The sequence below is a fragment of the Salmonella sp. NW645 genome (assembly GCF_051703725.1).
Classification (GTDB): domain Bacteria; phylum Pseudomonadota; class Gammaproteobacteria; order Enterobacterales; family Enterobacteriaceae; genus Salmonella; species Salmonella enterica.
Window position 1 is genome coordinate 332169 of record NZ_JAMMKR010000001.1, and the last position, 17052, is coordinate 349220.

The following is a 17052-nucleotide window of genomic DNA, read 5'->3' on the forward strand; positions in this document are numbered from 1 at the left end:
CGCGTATCTGGTCATCGTAGACTAAGGTTTTGTCATGGTAAATGCCGTTGGCTTTGGCTCACCGCTAAGGAGATAACTTGATGATACCCCCAGAGATTCGCCGTTCTGTTCTACTGCAGAAAGCCATAAAACTGGCGCTGGCAGGGACGCTGCTGACGTTTGCATCGTTTTCGGCGACTGCCGCAGACCCGTCTTCCGACACTGAAACTCCGCAGCCGCCGGATATTTTGCTTGGCCCGCTCTTTAATGATGTCCAGAATGCAAAACTCTTCCCCGATCAGAAAACCTTTGCTGACGCCATACCTAATAGCGATCCGCTCATGATTCTTGCGGATTATCGTATGCAGCGGAACCAGTCCGGCTTCGATTTGCGTCATTTTGTTGATGTTAACTTCACCCTGCCGAAAGCGGGTGAAAAATATGTCCCGCCTGCCGGGCAGTCATTGCGTGAACATATTGATGGCCTGTGGCCGGTGCTGACCCGTTCAACTAAAAACGTCGAAAAGTGGGACTCGCTCTTGCCGTTGCCTGAATCCTATGTCGTGCCGGGTGGGCGATTCAGAGAGATTTACTACTGGGACAGCTACTTTACGATGCTGGGGCTGGCGGAAAGCGGGCACTGGGATAAGGTGGCGGATATGGTGGCGAACTTTGGTTACGAAATTGACGCCTGGGGGCATATTCCCAACGGCAACCGTACCTACTACCTGAGTCGTTCGCAGCCGCCTTTCTTTGCGTTTATGGTTGAGTTACTGGCGGAACATGAAGGTGACGATGCGCTGAAAGAATACCTGCCGCAACTGCAAAAAGAGTACGCCTACTGGATGGAGGGCGTTGAGACATTGCAGCCAGGGCAACAAAACCAACGCGTCGTCAAACTGGAGGACGGCAGCGTTCTCAACCGCTACTGGGACGATCGGGATACGCCCCGCCCTGAATCCTGGGTTGAAGATATCGCTACCGCCAAAAGCAACCCCAACCGCCCGGCAACGGAGATCTATCGAGACCTCCGCTCTGCCGCCGCCTCTGGCTGGGATTTCAGCTCCCGCTGGATGGATAATCCGCAGCAGCTCAGTACCATTCGCACCACCACGATTGTCCCTGTCGATCTTAACGCTCTGCTGTATCAGCTGGAGAAGACCCTCGCCCGCGCCAGCGCTGCGGCGGGCGATCGGGCCAAAGCCTCGCAATATGACGCGCTGGCCAACGCGCGGCAAAAAGCCATTGAAATGCATCTGTGGAATAACAAAGAGGGTTGGTATGCCGACTACGATCTGCAGAACAATAAAATCCGCAACCAACTCACCGCTGCCGCGCTGTTCCCGCTCTATGTAAACGCCGCCGCGAAAGATCGCGCCGCGAAAGTGGCGGCGGCGGCCCAGGCGCATCTGCTACAGCCTGGCGGGCTGGCTACCACCTCGGTTAAAAGCGGACAGCAGTGGGATGCGCCAAACGGCTGGGCGCCGTTACAATGGGTCGCTGCCGAAGGATTGCAAAATTATGGGCAGGATGACGTGGCAATGGAAGTCACCTGGCGCTTTTTAACCAATGTGCAGCACACCTACGATCGCGAGAAAAAACTGGTCGAAAAATATGATGTCAGCAGTACCGGAACCGGCGGTGGCGGCGGCGAATATCCCCTTCAGGACGGCTTTGGCTGGACCAACGGCGTGACGCTGAAAATGCTCGATCTGATTTGTCCGCAGGAAAAACCGTGTGATAGCGTACCGTCTACTCGTCCGGCATCGTTAAGCGCAACGCCGACAAAAACGCCGTCTGCAGCGACGCAGTAACGCGTGTTTATAGTAGGTTGACCCGGTGCTGACCGGGTCAACGCTTAAACGTTTTGCAGCGGTTAGCCGCGTCGCAGAAGGCGGAAAATCACCAGCACCACGATCGCGCCCACCACGGCGACCAGGAAACTGTGCAGATTAAAGCCGCTGATACTGCCGCCAATACCAAACATCGTCGCCAGCCATCCGCCAACGACCGCCCCGACGATACCGAGAATACAGGTCAGGATAAATCCCCCGCCATCGCGCCCCGGCATAAGCAATTTGGCGATAACGCCGGCAATCAAACCAAAAATAATCCAGGCGATAATTCCCATTTGCAAACCCTCTTTCCAGTAAAAACGTTTTAAGTATAGGCAAAGTCGAGCGTCGCATTTCTGAACACTGATTTATCTCGCGGACATAAAAATTTATTTATCGCTATTAAGTTCTTTCTACCGATGCCGATAACCCAACGATAGTCTGCGTATCAGGGGTTATTTCGTGTGAGTGGTTACAATGAGCAGTTCCTGAAAAAAAATCCATTAGCGATATTAGGCGTGCTACGGGATTTAAATAAAAATCAGGTTCCACTGCGTATTTCATGGGCGCATGGTCAATTCATCAGTAAAATTTTGGCGGTAGACCCGGAAAAACTCATCGTAGATTACGGCAGCCAGGAATATGAAAATAGCGCCGTATTACGTGCCGGGCAGGTAGCCATTATCGCAGAAACGCAGGGCGCAAAAGTCGAGTTCACGTTGCCGCAACTCGTTACAGGTGAATATCAGCGGCTGCCGGCCTTTATCACGCCCCTGCCGTCGTCACTGTGGTTTGTCCAGCGCCGGGAGTATTTTCGCATTGGCGCGCCGCTGTATCCGCCTTATTACGGCGTCACCACGCTACCGGACACCCATACGTTACGTTTTCGCCTGTTTGATCTTTCCCTGGGCGGCATGGGCGCGCTACTGGAATCCGCCATCCCCGACGGGCTAACAGAAGGCGCGCGCTTTTCGCAGGTTGAACTGAACATGGGGCAATGGGGGATTTTTCACGTTGACGCCCAGCTTATCGCCATCAGCGAGCGTAAGGTGATTGATGGGAAAAATGAAACGATCACCACTCCCCGCCTGAGCTTTCGTTTCCTTAACGTTAGCCCGGCGGTGGAGCGGGAGTTGCAGCGGATTATTTTTTCGCTTGAGCGCGAGGCCCGAGAAAGAGCGAATAAAGTGCGAGAATAATCTTCATGCTAAACTACATGGCGTCCAGCGCCTGCTGAAGCTTCCAGATATAGCGCGGCGCCTGCGGCGCGGGATGATTATCAACAACATGTTCAAAAAACTCGTCCGCATCCAGATCGTTAATTTTTTCTATCGCCTTCTTCCTGTCGGATGAAAAAGTACGCAATAACGCGCCTGCGCCGTTAGCATAAGAGACGACCAGCGCATATTGCATCACCTGCGGATCTTTGATGCCGGCCAGCGGCCCATTTTCCAGAATGCTCAGATACGCCGCGCCCATTGAGATGTTACGCTCAGGGTTTTTCAGCTCGCTGGTGGTCGGTTCGCCACGCCAGCCCATGCGACGGTAAACGTCGCGCCCGGAGGTCGACGCCTTTAACTGCATCAGGCCAATCGCATTGGACTTACTGACCGCGTTAGGGTTGCCGCCGGATTCAATGGCGATAATCGCGGTGATTAAATGCGGATCAACCCCCCATGCCGCCCCGGCTTTTTCACTGATGGGCATCCACTGCATCGCACGCTTTACAGGCACTTCGGCATTCCACGGCGGATTCCTGTAATCCTGTTTTGAGCTACAGCCAGCGAGTATTACTGCCAAAAAAGCAAACCATCTTAATTTCACGTCATCTATCCTTATAGCCGTAACTTATCTGCCGAAGAGGTCATACCGCCCCGGCCAGGTACTTAGGTTGCCTCCCTGGTGCGCATCCAGAAACGTCGCACAACGAGGGACATCGCCTAATATATGCGGCATGATATACATTTGCATTCTATTGTCAGCAAGGAATTACCATGTCTCTGTTTCATTTAATCGCCCCCTCGGGCTACTGTATTAACCAACAGGCCGCGTTACGCGGCGTTCAGCGCCTGACTGACGCGGGCCATCAGGTGGAGAATGACGAGGTGATTCGTCGCCGCTATCAGCGTTTTGCCGGTACGGACGCGGAACGGCTGGCCGATGTTAATTCGCTGGCCTCGCTAACTTCGCCGGATACGATCGTCATGCCGGTTCGCGGCGGCTATGGCGCCAGCCGCTTGCTGGATCGTATCGACTGGCAGGCGCTCGCCTCCCGGCAACAGCGCGATCCCTTACTGATTTGCGGTCATAGCGATTTTACGGCGATTCAGGCTGGACTCCTGGCGCAGGCCAATGTCATCACCTTTAGCGGTCCTATGCTGGCGGCAAATTTTGGCGCCGAAACGCTGAATACGTTCACCGAGCAACATTTCTGGCTGGCGCTACGCAAGGCGCAATTTACCGTAGAGTGGCAAGGCGATGGCCCTCAGTGCGACGCACAGGGCACCTTATGGGGCGGAAATCTGGCGATGTTGATTTCCCTTATCGATACGCCCTGGATGCCGACTATCGATAAAGGAATTTTAGTGCTGGAAGATGTCAATGAGCATCCTTTCCGGGTGGAGCGTATGCTTTTGCAACTGGAGTACGCCGGAATTTTAAACCGTCAGAGCGCCATCGTTCTCGGCAGCTTTAGCGGCGCGGCGCCCAACGAGTATGACGCTGGCTATTCTCTGGAGAGCGTCTACGCGTTTTTACGTTCCCGTCTGTCCGTTCCGCTGATTACCGGTCTCGACTTCGGGCATGAACAGCGTACGGTGACGCTCCCTATCGGGGCAAACGCGACGCTTAAAAATACGCGCCAGGGGACTCAACTCACTTTATCTGGTCATCCTACGCTGCAATTGTAAAAAAAGTCCCCGACAGGCTAAGTAAAACGCTGCCCTGGCCGTTATTATGTTAATGTTAAATAATACGAAGTCGTGTGAGTCAGGAGATATAAAACGTTGGATGCTGCAACAATTATTAGTCTATTTATTTTAGGTTCCATCCTTGTAACCAGCAGTATCCTGTTAAGTTCATTCTCATCGCGACTGGGCATCCCGATTCTGGTCATTTTCCTCGCCATTGGGATGTTAGCGGGTGTGGATGGCATTGGCGGTATTCCTTTCGATAATTATCCTTTCGCTTATATGGTCAGTAACCTGGCGCTGGCGATTATTTTACTCGATGGCGGCATGCGCACCCAGGCCAGCTCTTTCCGGGTAGCGCTGGGCCCCGCGCTGTCGCTGGCGACGCTCGGCGTACTGATCACGTCGGGGTTAACAGGTATGATGGCCGCCTGGCTGTTTCATCTGGATCTTATTGAAGGTCTGCTCATTGGCGCGATAGTCGGTTCCACTGACGCCGCAGCGGTCTTTTCTCTGCTTGGCGGCAAAGGGCTAAACGAACGTGTAGGCTCCACGCTGGAGATCGAATCGGGAAGTAACGACCCGATGGCCGTTTTTCTGACCATTACATTAATTGAGATGATCCAGAAACATGAAACCGGCCTGGACTGGATGTTTGCCGTCCATATTATCCAGCAGTTCGGTCTCGGTATTGTTTTTGGCCTTGGCGGCGGTTACCTGCTACAGCAGATGATCAACCGTATTTCTCTGCCCAGCGGCCTGTATCCGATGTTGGCGCTCAGCGGCGGTATTCTGATTTTTGCTTTGACGACCGCGCTTGAAGGCAGCGGTATTCTCGCGGTCTATCTGTGCGGATTCCTGTTAGGAAACCGCCCGATTCGCAACCGTTACGGCATCCTGCAAAACTTTGACGGACTGGCCTGGCTGGCGCAGATCGCCATGTTCCTGGTCCTGGGGCTGCTGGTGACGCCTTCCGATCTGTGGCCGATTGCCGTCCCTGCGCTTATTCTCTCCATCTGGATGATTTTCTTCGCCCGCCCACTGTCGGTGTTCACCGGCCTGCTGCCATTTCGCGGCTTCAATCTTCGGGAGCGCATTTTCATCAGTTGGGTCGGACTGCGCGGCGCGGTGCCGATTATTCTCGCCGTTTTCCCGATGATGGCCGGGCTTGAAAACGCTCGCCTGTTCTTTAATGTCGCTTTCTTTGTGGTACTGGTGTCGCTGCTCCTGCAGGGAACATCGCTGTCATGGGCGGCGAAAAGAGCCAAAGTGGTCGTGCCTCCGGTTGGCTGGCCAGTATCGCGCGTGGGGCTTGACATCCATCCTGATAATCCGTGGGAACAATTCATCTATCAGTTGAGCGCCGACAAATGGTGCGTCGGCGCGGCGTTGCGCGACCTGCATATGCCGAACGAAACCCGCATTGCCGCGCTATTTCGCAATAATGAACTGTTTCACCCCACGGGTAGCACTCGCCTGCAGGAAGGCGACGTACTCTGCGTGATTGGCCGGGAGCGCGATCTGCCAGCGCTGGGCAAATTGTTTAGCCAGTCGCCGCCGGTTTCGTTAGATCAGCGTTTCTTTGGCGATTTTATCCTCGAAGCGAATGCGAAATTCGCCGACGTGGCGCTTATCTACGGGCTGGAAGAAGGAACGGAATACCGGGATAAACAACAAACCCTGGGTGAAATCATACAGCAACTGCTGGGCGCTGCGCCGGTCGTCGGCGATCAGGTGGAGTTTGGCGGCATGATTTGGACGGTAGCTGAAAAAGAAGATAACGTGGTACGCAAGATTGGGGTACGCGTCGCCGAAGACGAAGCAGAATAAGGTCGCCGGACAACGTCGACCCGCCCCCAAGTGGACCGGTCGACGCCTTAGCCTGAATTAGGTTACGTTGTCACAAACGGCACGCGCGGCGCTACGGCGCACAGTAGCTCATAGCCCAGCGTGCCTGCCGCAGAGGCGACATCATCGACCTTAATTTCTTTGCCCCATAATTCAACCGGCGTGCCGATTCCCGCCTGCGGACACGGCGTCAAATCCACCGCCAGCATATCCATTGAAACGGTGCCTACTGTTCTGGTACGGATACCGTCCACCAGCACGGGCGTCCCGGTCGGCGCATGGCGTGGATAGCCATCGGCATAACCCGCCGCGACGATGCCAATGCGTTGTTCCTGAGTCACAGAATACCCTCCGCCATAGCCTACCCTTTCACCCGCGCTCAGCGTCTGCACGCCAATAATTTCGCTACTCAGCGTCATCACGGGTTTTAGCCCGGTATCGGCAATATCCCGCCACTGTCCTGACGGCGACGCGCCGTACAAAATAATGCCCGGCCTGACCCAGTCATAATGCGCCTGGGGATGCCACAGCGTCGCTGCCGAATTTGATAACGAGTATGAACATTGAAGGCCTTCCGTCGCCAGCGCAATTCGTCTCATCGCCTCCCCGATACCTTCCGGATGATCGGCCTGAGCAAAATGTGACATCAGGGTCATTTCACCGACATTGCGCATTGCCCGCAATTGCTGCCAGACGGTCTGCGCCCGCTCAGGCTGAAAACCGAGTCGGTTCATGCCGCTGTTGACTTTGACATAGATATCCAGCGGCGCGTTAAGCCGCGCATTTTGCAGCGCTTTCAACTGCCAGTTACTGTGGATGCAGGTGGTCAGCCGATAAGTGTCATACGCCTCCAGGTCTTGCGCATGGAAAAACCCCTCCAGCATCAATATCGGCCCTTTCCACCCGCGCTCACGCAGGGTAATCGCCTCTTCAAGGTTGAGCATAGCGAAACCATCTGTGGCGCCCAGCGCGCTCCAGACGCGTTCAATACCGTGGCCGTAGGCGTTGGCTTTCACTACCGACCAGACGCGCGCCTCTGGGGCCGCCCGGCGCACAATAGCCAAATTTTGTTTCATTACCTGTAAATCAAGGCTGGCCTGTATAGGGCGGGTCATTTCACTTCCTTTATCAGTTATGCGCGCTATGCAAACGTTGCGGGCGGGTGGGCGTAAAATCGGAACGGTATCGCGCCACGCTCAGATCGTCGTAGGGTATCGCTGGCGTACGACCCGACAAGATATCGCTTAACAACTGGCCTGAACCGCAGGCCATCGTCCAGCCTAACGTGCCATGTCCAGTATTAAGCCACAGATTTTTATAACGGGTACGTCCTACTACCGGCGTGCCGTCCGGCGTCATGGGGCGCAGGCCGGTCCAGAATGTGGCCTGCTCAATATGACCGCCGCGCGGAAAGAGATCGCGCACAACCATCTCCAGCGTCTCGCGACGTGGTTGCAGTAAGTCGGTATTAAAGCCCACGATTTCCGCCATTCCCCCCACGCGAATACGCTTATCAAAACGCGTAATAGCGATTTTGTAGGTTTCATCAAGAATCGTCGATACCGGCGCGCCGTCTGGCTCGACGATTGGGATGGTTAATGAATAGCCTTTCAGCGGATACACCGGGATATCAACAATGCCTTTAAGCATCGCCGTCGAATACGATCCAAACGCCATGACATACGCATCTGCTTTAATGATCTCATCGGCGCATTTCACGCCGTAAATCTGATCATTTTCGTACAGTAATTTTTCCACGGGAGTATTAAAGCGAAAGGTTACGCCCGCCTGCTCCGCCATGCGCGCCAGACGCTGGGTAAAGAGCTGACAGTCCCCGGTTTCATCATTCGGTAAGCGCAGTCCGCCGGTTAATTTATGCGCAACCTCAGCCAGAGCGGGTTCAACTTCCGCCAGTCGGCTGGCTTCCAGGAGCTGATACGGCACCCCGGCATCTTCCAGCACGGCGATATCACGGGTGGCGTTCTCATACTGTTGCGCGGTGCGAAAGAGTTGTAGCGTTCCCCCCTGGCGGCCTTCATATTCGATACCGGTCGCGGCGCGTAGCGTTTTCAGACAGTCGCGACTATATTCCGCCAGACGCACCATGCGGCCTTTATTTTCCATATAATGCCGGGTATCGCAGTTACGCAGCATTTGCCACATCCACTTCAGTTGAAACGGGGTGCCATCCAGACGCACCGCCAGCGGCGCATGGCGCTGGAACATCCATTTTATCGCCTTCAGCGGTACGCCAGGGGCCGCCCAGGGCGCCGCATATCCCGGTGAAATTTGTCCGGCATTCGCCGCGCTGGTTTCTTGCGCCGGGCCGGATTCGCGATCGATAACGGTGACATCATGCCCCGCCTGACTCAAATACCAGGCGCTGGTCACGCCAACTACGCCACTCCCCAGGATGACAACTCGCATAGCCACTCCGTTAATAGTAAAAGAACAATCTTCTGATTACATCTTGATAACCCAGATGAAAATATTATTCAACATATGACTTTTTTATGGTGACGTGCTTCACATATACCCTAAAGACAAGCGATCCCACTGGTTTGGGATCTCCTGCTACGCGGCATGGCTATACAGCATAAAATGATGCCAATACCCGTTTTTTTGCCGTTCAGAGTGGAGGAAATCGCAAAGAAAAGTTTTCACGATCAAGTCGTTTTTTAACATGGTGTTCTATGCTTGAAAGGAGGCGCTCCATACAGAGAGCGTCGCCAACAATGAGGGTGCGCGAATGGCAACGATTGATTCCATGAACAAGGACACCACACGTTTGAGCGATGGACCCGACTGGACATTTGATCTGCTGGATGTCTATCTGGCAGAGATAGACCGCGTGGCGAAACTCTACCAACTGGATACTTACCCGCACCAAATTGAAGTCATCACTTCCGAACAGATGATGGACGCCTACTCCAGCGTCGGGATGCCGATCAACTATCCGCATTGGTCGTTTGGCAAAAAGTTCATTGAGACGGAACGTCTGTATAAGCATGGTCAACAAGGGCTGGCTTATGAAATTGTGATCAACTCTAATCCCTGCATTGCCTACCTGATGGAAGAGAACACCATCACCATGCAAGCGCTGGTCATGGCGCACGCCTGTTACGGACACAACTCCTTTTTTAAAAATAATTATCTCTTCCGGAGCTGGACGGATGCCAGCTCTATCGTCGATTACCTGATTTTCGCCCGAAATTACATTACCCGCTGTGAAGAACGCTACGGAGTGGATGAAGTAGAAAAACTGCTCGACTCCTGCCACGCGCTGATGAATTACGGCGTCGATCGTTATAAGCGCCCGCAGAAAATCTCGTTGCAGGAAGAAAAAGCGCGACAAAAAAGCCGGGAAGAGTATCTACAAAGCCAGGTGAATATGCTGTGGCGCACGCTGCCAAAACGCGAGGAAGAAAAAACTGTCGCCGAAGCACGCCGCTTTCCCGCTGAACCGCAGGAAAACCTGCTCTATTTTATGGAGAAAAACGCCCCGTTGCTCGAGCCGTGGCAGCGCGAAATTCTGCGCATCGTGCGTAAAGTCAGCCAGTATTTTTATCCGCAGAAACAGACGCAGGTCATGAACGAGGGCTGGGCGACCTTCTGGCACTACACCATCTTGAACCATCTCTATGATGAAGGCAAAGTGACGGAACGCTTTATGCTGGAGTTTTTACACAGCCATACCAATGTCGTATTCCAGCCGCCCTATAATAGCCCCTGGTATAGCGGAATTAACCCCTATGCGCTCGGCTTTGCCATGTTCCAGGATATCAAACGTATTTGTCAGTCGCCCACGGATGAAGATAAATACTGGTTTCCGGATATTGCCGGTTCCGACTGGCTGGAAACGCTGCACTTCGCCATGCGCGATTTTAAAGATGAAAGCTTTATCAGTCAGTTCCTGTCGCCAAAAGTGATGCGTGATTTCCGTTTCTTCACGGTACTTGATGATGACAGGCATAATTATCTGGAGATCTCCGCCATTCATAACGAAGAAGGTTATCGGGAGATTCGATCAAAACTGTCGTCACAGTATAACCTGAGCAACCTGGAGCCGAATATTCAGGTCTGGAATGTGGATTTACGTGGCGACAGATCGCTAACGTTGCGTTATATCCCGCATAACCGCGCGCCGCTGGATAAAGGCCGCAAAGAGGTGCTGAAACATGTGCATCGGTTATGGGGCTTTGATGTGATGCTGGAGCAACAAAATGAGGATGGCAGCGTAGAACTGCTGGAGCGTTGTCCGCCGCGCATGAACATGCTGTAATCGAGATGCTGCCCGGTAGTGTTTGCGCTTACCGGGCATCGCGGGATTATCGTCCCTGAATCGCTAAATCGCCGGGCAGATTTTTCTGCATCCGATGCCAAATCTCGCCGCTGTCATGCCCGTAACGCCGCACCGTTTCATACACCTGGTCGTGCGCGCCCTGCTCGCATAACGACGATAATTTATGATAGAAACCCAGTGCCAGACTGCGCGCTTCCGGATTGGCGAAATAGTGGCGACCAATGCGGGTGTATAACCCTTTCATGCCGTTCAGGATCAAGCCGTAAATAGGATTGCCGGAGGCGAATGCCAGACCACGAAAGATGTTATAGTCCAGATCGGCGAATGCATCGGCATGGTCGGCCACTTCGTGGGCTGTGGCCAGCACTTCCTGCGCCTTATCCGGGTGTTGACGCAACGCGGTACGAATAAAGATAGTAGAAATATTGGTACGCACCGACAACAAATTGTCGATCAGTTGCGGAACGCTTTCATGATCAAGGCGGGCCAGCGTTTCAAGGATATTCAGCCCTGACGTTTCCCAAAAATTATTAACCTTTGTCGGTTTGCCATGCTGAATGGTCAGCCAGCCATCTCGCGCCAACCGCTGTAACACCTCGCGTAATGTCGTGCGCGTCACGCCGATCAGTTCGGAGAGTTCTCGTTCTGCCGGTAAGATAGTACCAGGAGGAAAGCGGTTATTCCAGATACTTTCAATAATATACTCTTCCGCGAAACCCGCCGGGCTCTGCGCCTTAATGACCATAGTGAGATTTCCATTACACAGCAAAACATAGTTGCACTCATCATACCAGACGGGCGTAACACCTGATAGCGGACGCAATGAAGAAAAAGGGGATCAAGGCACCATTTCTGATATCACCTGCCAATATCGTTAAGGACTTGCTTGCATTCGTCGCGCTCGCTACTCTCTGTGTTTAAACATAAAAACGCTATTTCATTTTTCTAGGTAAGGAAAAATTTCATGGAGATCTCATGGGGTCGCGCCATGTGGCGCAACTTTTTAGGCCAGTCGCCCGACTGGTACAAACTGGCACTACTTGTCTTTTTAATTGTTAACCCATTCATTTTCTTAGCTAATCCCTTTGTTGCCGGTTGGCTGCTGGTGGCAGAGTTTATCTTCACCCTGGCGATGGCGTTAAAGTGTTACCCCCTGCTGCCCGGCGGGTTACTGGCCATTGAAGCCGTCATCATCGGCATGACCAGCGCCGCCCATGTACGTGAAGAGGTTGCCGCCAACCTGGAAGTCTTGCTGCTGCTGATGTTTATGGTGGCAGGCATCTACTTTATGAAGCAGTTATTGCTGTTTATTTTTACCCGTCTGTTACTCAGTATCCGCTCGAAGATGGTTCTGTCGCTGGCCTTTTGCGTCGCCGCCGCGTTCTTGTCGGCTTTTCTTGACGCGCTTACCGTCGTTGCGGTGGTGATCAGCGTCGCCGTCGGTTTTTACGGGATTTACCATCGTGTGGCCTCATCGCGCGGCGAAGAGAACGATATGCTGGACGATAGCCATATCGATCCGCATTACAAAACGGTGCTGGAGCAATTCCGCGGATTCTTGCGTAGCCTGATGATGCATGCGGGCGTGGGGACGGCGCTGGGCGGCGTCATGACCATGGTCGGGGAGCCGCAAAACCTGATCATCGCTAAAGCGGCTGGCTGGCATTTCGGCGACTTCTTTTTACGGATGTCGCCTGTCACCGTCCCGGTACTGATATGTGGACTGTTAACCTGTATGCTGGTCGAGAAAATGCGCTGGTTTGGCTATGGCGAAACGTTGCCCGAAAAAGTCCGCGACGTCTTGCAGCAATTCGACGATCAAAGCCGTAAGAAGCGCACCCGCCAGGATAAAATTAAACTAATAGTCCAGGCAATTATTGGCGTCTGGCTGGTTACCGCCCTCGCCCTCCATCTCGCGGAGGTGGGGCTGATTGGTCTGTCGGTCATTATTCTGGCCACCGCGTTAACGGGTGTCACCGATGAACACGCCATCGGCAAAGCGTTTACCGAGTCGCTGCCGTTTACTGCGCTGTTAACCGTTTTCTTTTCCATTGTGGCGGTTATTATCGATCAACACCTTTTCGCGCCGATTATTCAGTTCGTCTTGCAAGCCTCTGAACACGCGCAGCTTACGCTGTTCTATCTCTTTAACGGCCTGTTGTCTTCCATCTCAGATAACGTCTTTGTCGGCACCATTTATATCAACGAAGCGAAGGCGGCAATGGAAAACGGCGCAATCAGCTTAAAACAGTTTGAGCTGCTAGCTGTGGCCATCAATACCGGTACTAACCTGCCATCGGTAGCGACACCAAATGGTCAGGCAGCATTCTTATTCCTGCTGACCTCCGCGCTGGCGCCGTTAATCCGTCTCTCCTATGGCCGTATGGTCTGGATGGCGTTACCGTACACTATCGTACTGACCCTGATAGGGCTACTGTGCGTCGAATTCACTCTTGCGCCGGTCACCGAATGGATGACTCAGGCAGGATGGTTAGCAACGCTTTCGTAACGTTTGGCCGGGCAATACACCGCCCGGCTCCGATTTTTGCCTGATAATTATCCAATTACACATTATTTCATTTCCCGCTAGTGGCGCACGAATTGAATTGGTTTACACTGCGGTCTCTACGCATGTTGCAGGGAAATTATTATGTTGCGATTTTTAAACCAGTGCTCACGGGGTCGGGGCGCATGGTTACTGATGGCGTTTACCGCCCTGGCGCTGGAAATGGTGGCGCTGTGGTTCCAGCACGTCATGTTACTTAAACCTTGCGTGCTATGTATTTACGAACGTTGCGCCCTGTTTGGCGTGATGGGCGCGGGTCTGATCGGCGCTATAGCGCCGAAAACGCCGTTGCGATACGTGGCGATGGTTATCTGGATTTACAGCGCCTGGCGGGGTCTACAACTGGCGTATGAACATACGATGATTCAGTTGCATCCCTCGCCGTTCATGACCTGTGACTTTATGGCGCGCTTTCCAGACTGGTTGCCGTTGGGTAAATGGCTGCCGCAGGTGTTTGTGGCATCCGGTGATTGCGCCGAACGCCAGTGGTCGTTTTTAACGCTGGAGATGCCACAATGGCTGTTGGGGATCTTTGCCGCTTACCTTGTGGTGGCGATAGCCGTCGTCATAGCCCAGGCATTTAAGCCTAAAAAACGCGACCTGTTCGGTCGTTGATACACACGCTCCTTCGGGAGCGTTTTTTTTTACCCGAAGCGTTGTTTGCCAGCGATTAAAAGGTGTATATTAAATGCATCTTTTAATCACCACATCAGGGAGATGTCTTATGTCCCACTTACGCATCCCGGCAAACTGGAAAGTTAAACGCTCTACCCCCTTTTTCACCAAAGAAAATGTTCCGGCGGCACTGCTCTCTCATCACAACACAGCGGCAGGCGTTTTCGGACAACTCTGCGTGATGGAAGGCACCGTGACCTACTATGGCTTTGCGAATGAAACCGCGACAGAACCCGAAGTGAAAGTGGTGATTAATGCCGGGCAATTCGCCACCAGTCCGCCGCAATACTGGCATCGGGTAGAGCTGAGCGATGATGCGCGGTTCAACATTCATTTTTGGGTAGAGGAAGACCATCAGGGCGAGGAAATGTATCAACAGAAAAAAGCCTGACATCGGTAAACCAGTCACCACTGGGCGGCGTCCCGCCCAGTAGCCAGGTAATTGATGGCGCTAATTAAACGCTAGAGTAGTTTAATTTTAACGTGGTATCCCTCAAGCCCTTTCATCGTTTCTCGCGGCGCGAACTCTATTTCGGAAACCTCTTGCCCGGTTTTCTTCCGTAGTTCGGCAACCTTTTTGCTAATGAGTGCCGCGATTTCCTCTTCTGCTTTATGTGTCAACTCTTCGCTGTTCATTGATTTCCTCCTTTGAACTCGCAAACGGCTAAGCGCAAATAAGACAGTGTCGTCATGGACGCGCTACTATTTTAACGTACAAAAAATTATAGGCTATCTTTCTGAGGATTATCAGGATGTTTCGCTTTAGAAGATGCAAAAAACCGCCTGGCACAGACGGTGCATCAGGCGGTTGGTTAATAGCACAAGACGCTATCTACGAGGATCTTCAACCTCATTCTGGGTATCCGGGTCGAGAGGATCGTCTCCCTCTGGTGTATCCGGAATATTTTCACCAGGAAGCGGCTCATCCTCTGGTAATGGATCGACTAAATCAGGACGTTCAGACATAAAGCCTCCAACGAACCATAGTTATTAAAGATACCCTACAGCACTACTTTTGGTTTTTCTTTGGATTTTTTCCTTCGTCTTCGGGTGTCTTATCAGGCTTCCTGGGCTGATCCTTTGAAACGCGCAACGGTTGGTTATTCATGGGGTAACTCCTCAGGATAGGCAGCGATATACTGCTTTGAAAGTATAGAGTCGCCGCCATACGTGCGCGAGCGCAGCGACAAGGCGCGTCAGGGAGGAACAGAAGGCGGTGATAACGCCAGGTGACGGAATTTGCACGCAATTCCTGGTTTCAGGGGTCGCCCGGCGTAAATTAAAGAATTGTAAACAATCAGCCGTTTTGCCGAAGACTTATTCTGCCCACGACGGTTTATTTAAAATATGATCCTGCCAGTCCCGTACTTCAGATTCTTTAACCGCGATATGACGGACAGAAATTCGCTCGCCATGCATAGCGGCTTTCGATCCAGTAAGTAGCGGATGCCACGTCGGCAAGGGCTTACCTTCCGCTAACAAACGGTAGGCGCAGGTCATCGGCAACCATTCAAAGTCTGGCAAGTTTTCGCGAGTGAGTTTGATACAGTCGGGTTCAAATTCAAAACGGCGTTCATAATGACGGCACTGGCACGTTTTGATATTTAATTGCCTGCACGCCACGTTGGTGAAGTAGATTTCATCTGTATCTTCATCCATCAGCTTATGCAGGCAGCATTGACCGCAGCCATCGCACAGCGACTCCCACTCGGCATCGGTCATTTCATCCAGGGTTTTACGTTGCCAGAAAGGTGTATCGCTCATTAAAGTATCCGCCATTGCACTAAAGCTGCACCTTATAACCAGTCTGGCCTGCAGATGCAAGTTTTACCGCCGCTGAAGGCGGCAAGCAGATTTTACAGAACGCGGGTAGACAACGTTTCGCCATTAAAACGAATGTCCAGCTCATCGCCGCTTAATAATGGCCCCACGCCTGCCGGCGTGCCGGTTAGCACCACGTCCCCGGCTTTGAGCGTAAAATAGCGGCTCATATAGGCGATAAGGGGCACAATAGGATGAATCATATCCGCGGTCGACCCTTGCTGGCGAACCTCGCCATTAACGTTAAGTCCGATAACCGTATTTTGCGGATCGCCGCAGAAGGCCGCGACAGGGATGAAGCCTGAAATCGGACATGCGTTATCAAAACCTTTGGCTTTTTCCCAGGGCTGTCCGGCCTTTTTCATTTTCCCTTGAATATCGCGCAGGGTTAAATCAAGCGCCACGCCATAACCAGCTATCGCTTTACGTACATGATCTTCGGTCGCCTGGCGGAGCGTTGCGCCAATCAGCACAGCAAGCTCAACTTCATGATGAACAGCGCCCATATCCGCCGGAATCGCCAGCGGCTGGCGAATATCACACAATGCGGTTTCCGGCTTGATAAAAAGCACGGGTTCTTCCGGCGTCGCGCTGCCCATCTCCTTGATGTGATTTGCGTAATTACTGCCCACGCAGACCACTTTACTTACCGGGTAATCAAGCAAGGCACCTTGCCAGTTACGATGTTGATACATATTTTCCCCTAAGATCATGATGGAATTCAGGCGCGGCGCCGAATACCGTTTAACGGTCAGCGTGCGACGTATTTTGTCCCACCAAAGAAAGATGTTGTTTCAGCAAATCTTCCGGCGGCGGCGGCAATTGTAAATAATAGCCCTGCTCGCTTAACGCCTGTTTTACTTTTTCGAGCTCGGCATTGACTAATTTTTTACGTCCATCAAGCGGCAGCATCATCGCTAACTGCGGCTGACCGAATCCTTTCATCAACGCTTCAGGCACCCGCGAAAAATCGTCTTTTTTTTCGACATACAAATAGGTTTGATCGCGCTTGCTACTTCTATAGATCACACAAAACATACTTTTACTCTGAATTAACGGGATGGTGACTTGCCTCAATATAATACTGACTATAACATGCCTTCTGGACTTCGGAAT

General features: G+C 52.6%; 17 protein-coding genes and 2 pseudogenes. 8 read left to right on the plus strand and 11 right to left on the minus strand.

Features of this window, described 5'->3' with window-relative positions; all coding sequences use genetic code 11:
- Positions 1-80: 80 nt before the first annotated feature.
- Entirely contained in the window at positions 81-1793 is a 1713-nt protein-coding gene (locus tag NA389_RS01635; RefSeq protein WP_000612818.1) for an alpha,alpha-trehalase, read from the plus strand.
- Positions 1794-1855: 62 nt separating this feature from the next.
- On the opposite strand, the gene NA389_RS01640 is transcribed toward NA389_RS01635, so the two are convergent.
- Complete coding sequence (locus tag NA389_RS01640) at positions 1856-2110, minus strand: GlsB/YeaQ/YmgE family stress response membrane protein (RefSeq protein WP_000511320.1); 255 nt, start codon at positions 2108-2110, stop codon at positions 1856-1858.
- 168 nt (positions 2111-2278) lie between these two features.
- Here NA389_RS01640 and ycgR point away from each other — a divergent pair, with 168 nt between their 5' ends.
- The gene (gene ycgR / locus NA389_RS01645; protein WP_000017411.1) at positions 2279-3013 is read left to right on the plus strand and encodes a flagellar brake protein YcgR; all 735 of its coding nucleotides are present in this window, start codon (positions 2279-2281) and stop codon (positions 3011-3013) included.
- A 13-nt stretch (positions 3014-3026) separates the two neighbouring features.
- Here ycgR and emtA read toward each other — a convergent pair whose 3' ends face one another.
- The gene (gene emtA, locus NA389_RS01650; RefSeq protein WP_000776967.1) at positions 3027-3638 is read right to left on the minus strand and encodes a membrane-bound lytic murein transglycosylase EmtA; all 612 of its coding nucleotides are present in this window, start codon (positions 3636-3638) and stop codon (positions 3027-3029) included.
- Between the two features lie 170 nt (positions 3639-3808).
- Between emtA and ldcA the strand changes: the two genes are divergently transcribed.
- On the plus strand, positions 3809-4723 hold the full coding sequence (gene ldcA / locus NA389_RS01655; protein ID WP_000051608.1) for a muramoyltetrapeptide carboxypeptidase: 915 nt from the start codon (positions 3809-3811) through the stop codon (positions 4721-4723).
- Positions 4724-4819: 96 nt separating this feature from the next.
- Positions 4820-6535 (plus strand): annotated as a pseudogene (locus tag NA389_RS01660) (potassium/proton antiporter); the annotation flags it as partial.
- Here the strand turns inward: NA389_RS01660 and NA389_RS01665 are convergent.
- The 3 genes and pseudogenes from NA389_RS01665 to NA389_RS01675 all read right to left on the minus strand — a co-directional run.
- Positions 6491-6583 (minus strand): annotated as a pseudogene (locus NA389_RS01665) (hypothetical protein); the annotation flags it as partial. The pseudogenes NA389_RS01660 and NA389_RS01665 sit on opposite strands and share 45 nt — an antisense overlap.
- A 32-nt stretch (positions 6584-6615) precedes the next feature.
- Positions 6616-7686 carry a catabolic alanine racemase DadX gene (dadX, locus tag NA389_RS01670; RefSeq protein ID WP_000197909.1) on the minus strand — a complete coding sequence of 357 codons (1071 nt, stop codon included), beginning with the start codon at positions 7684-7686 and terminating at the stop codon, positions 6616-6618.
- 13 nt (positions 7687-7699) lie between these two features.
- Positions 7700-8998 carry a D-amino acid dehydrogenase gene (locus tag NA389_RS01675; RefSeq protein WP_001266935.1) on the minus strand — a complete coding sequence of 433 codons (1299 nt, stop codon included), beginning with the start codon at positions 8996-8998 and terminating at the stop codon, positions 7700-7702.
- Positions 8999-9320: 322 nt separating this feature from the next.
- Between NA389_RS01675 and NA389_RS01680 the strand changes: the two genes are divergently transcribed.
- The gene (locus tag NA389_RS01680) at positions 9321-10853 is read left to right on the plus strand and encodes a SpoVR family protein (protein ID WP_000190831.1); all 1533 of its coding nucleotides are present in this window, start codon (positions 9321-9323) and stop codon (positions 10851-10853) included.
- A gap of 46 nt (positions 10854-10899) precedes the next feature.
- Here the strand turns inward: NA389_RS01680 and fadR are convergent, their stop codons facing one another.
- Entirely contained in the window at positions 10900-11619 is a 720-nt protein-coding gene (gene fadR, locus NA389_RS01685; protein ID WP_000234826.1) for a fatty acid metabolism transcriptional regulator FadR, read from the minus strand.
- A 219-nt stretch (positions 11620-11838) separates the two neighbouring features.
- On the opposite strand from fadR, the gene nhaB reads away from it, so the two are divergent.
- The 3 genes from nhaB to NA389_RS01700 all read left to right on the plus strand — a co-directional run bounded on the left by nhaB (position 11839) and on the right by NA389_RS01700 (position 14506).
- Positions 11839-13383 carry a Na(+)/H(+) antiporter NhaB gene (gene nhaB / locus NA389_RS01690; protein WP_000406443.1) on the plus strand — a complete coding sequence of 515 codons (1545 nt, stop codon included), beginning with the start codon at positions 11839-11841 and terminating at the stop codon, positions 13381-13383.
- 141 nt (positions 13384-13524) lie between these two features.
- The gene (dsbB, locus tag NA389_RS01695; protein WP_000943470.1) at positions 13525-14055 is read left to right on the plus strand and encodes a disulfide bond formation protein DsbB; all 531 of its coding nucleotides are present in this window, start codon (positions 13525-13527) and stop codon (positions 14053-14055) included.
- A gap of 109 nt (positions 14056-14164) precedes the next feature.
- Entirely contained in the window at positions 14165-14506 is a 342-nt protein-coding gene (locus NA389_RS01700) for a DUF1971 domain-containing protein (RefSeq protein ID WP_000018967.1), read from the plus strand.
- Between the two features lie 71 nt (positions 14507-14577).
- On the opposite strand, the gene NA389_RS01705 is transcribed toward NA389_RS01700, so the two are convergent.
- The 5 genes from NA389_RS01705 to NA389_RS01725 form a co-directional block, all read right to left on the minus strand.
- Positions 14578-14751 (minus strand): GnsA/GnsB family addiction module toxin, encoded by a 174-nt coding sequence (locus tag NA389_RS01705; protein ID WP_001083582.1) that lies wholly within the window; start codon positions 14749-14751, stop codon positions 14578-14580.
- A gap of 192 nt (positions 14752-14943) precedes the next feature.
- A complete protein-coding gene (locus tag NA389_RS01710) occupies positions 14944-15081 on the minus strand; it encodes a hypothetical protein (RefSeq protein ID WP_001519337.1) in 138 nt (45 codons plus the stop codon).
- 351 nt (positions 15082-15432) lie between these two features.
- Positions 15433-15879 (minus strand): YcgN family cysteine cluster protein, encoded by a 447-nt coding sequence (locus tag NA389_RS01715; protein ID WP_001285703.1) that lies wholly within the window; start codon positions 15877-15879, stop codon positions 15433-15435.
- Between the two features lie 92 nt (positions 15880-15971).
- Positions 15972-16631 (minus strand): fumarylacetoacetate hydrolase family protein, encoded by a 660-nt coding sequence (locus NA389_RS01720; RefSeq protein ID WP_001519895.1) that lies wholly within the window; start codon positions 16629-16631, stop codon positions 15972-15974.
- Between the two features lie 49 nt (positions 16632-16680).
- Complete coding sequence (locus NA389_RS01725) at positions 16681-16974, minus strand: YcgL domain-containing protein (RefSeq protein WP_001667230.1); 294 nt, start codon at positions 16972-16974, stop codon at positions 16681-16683.
- Between the last annotated feature and the right edge of the window lie 78 nt (positions 16975-17052).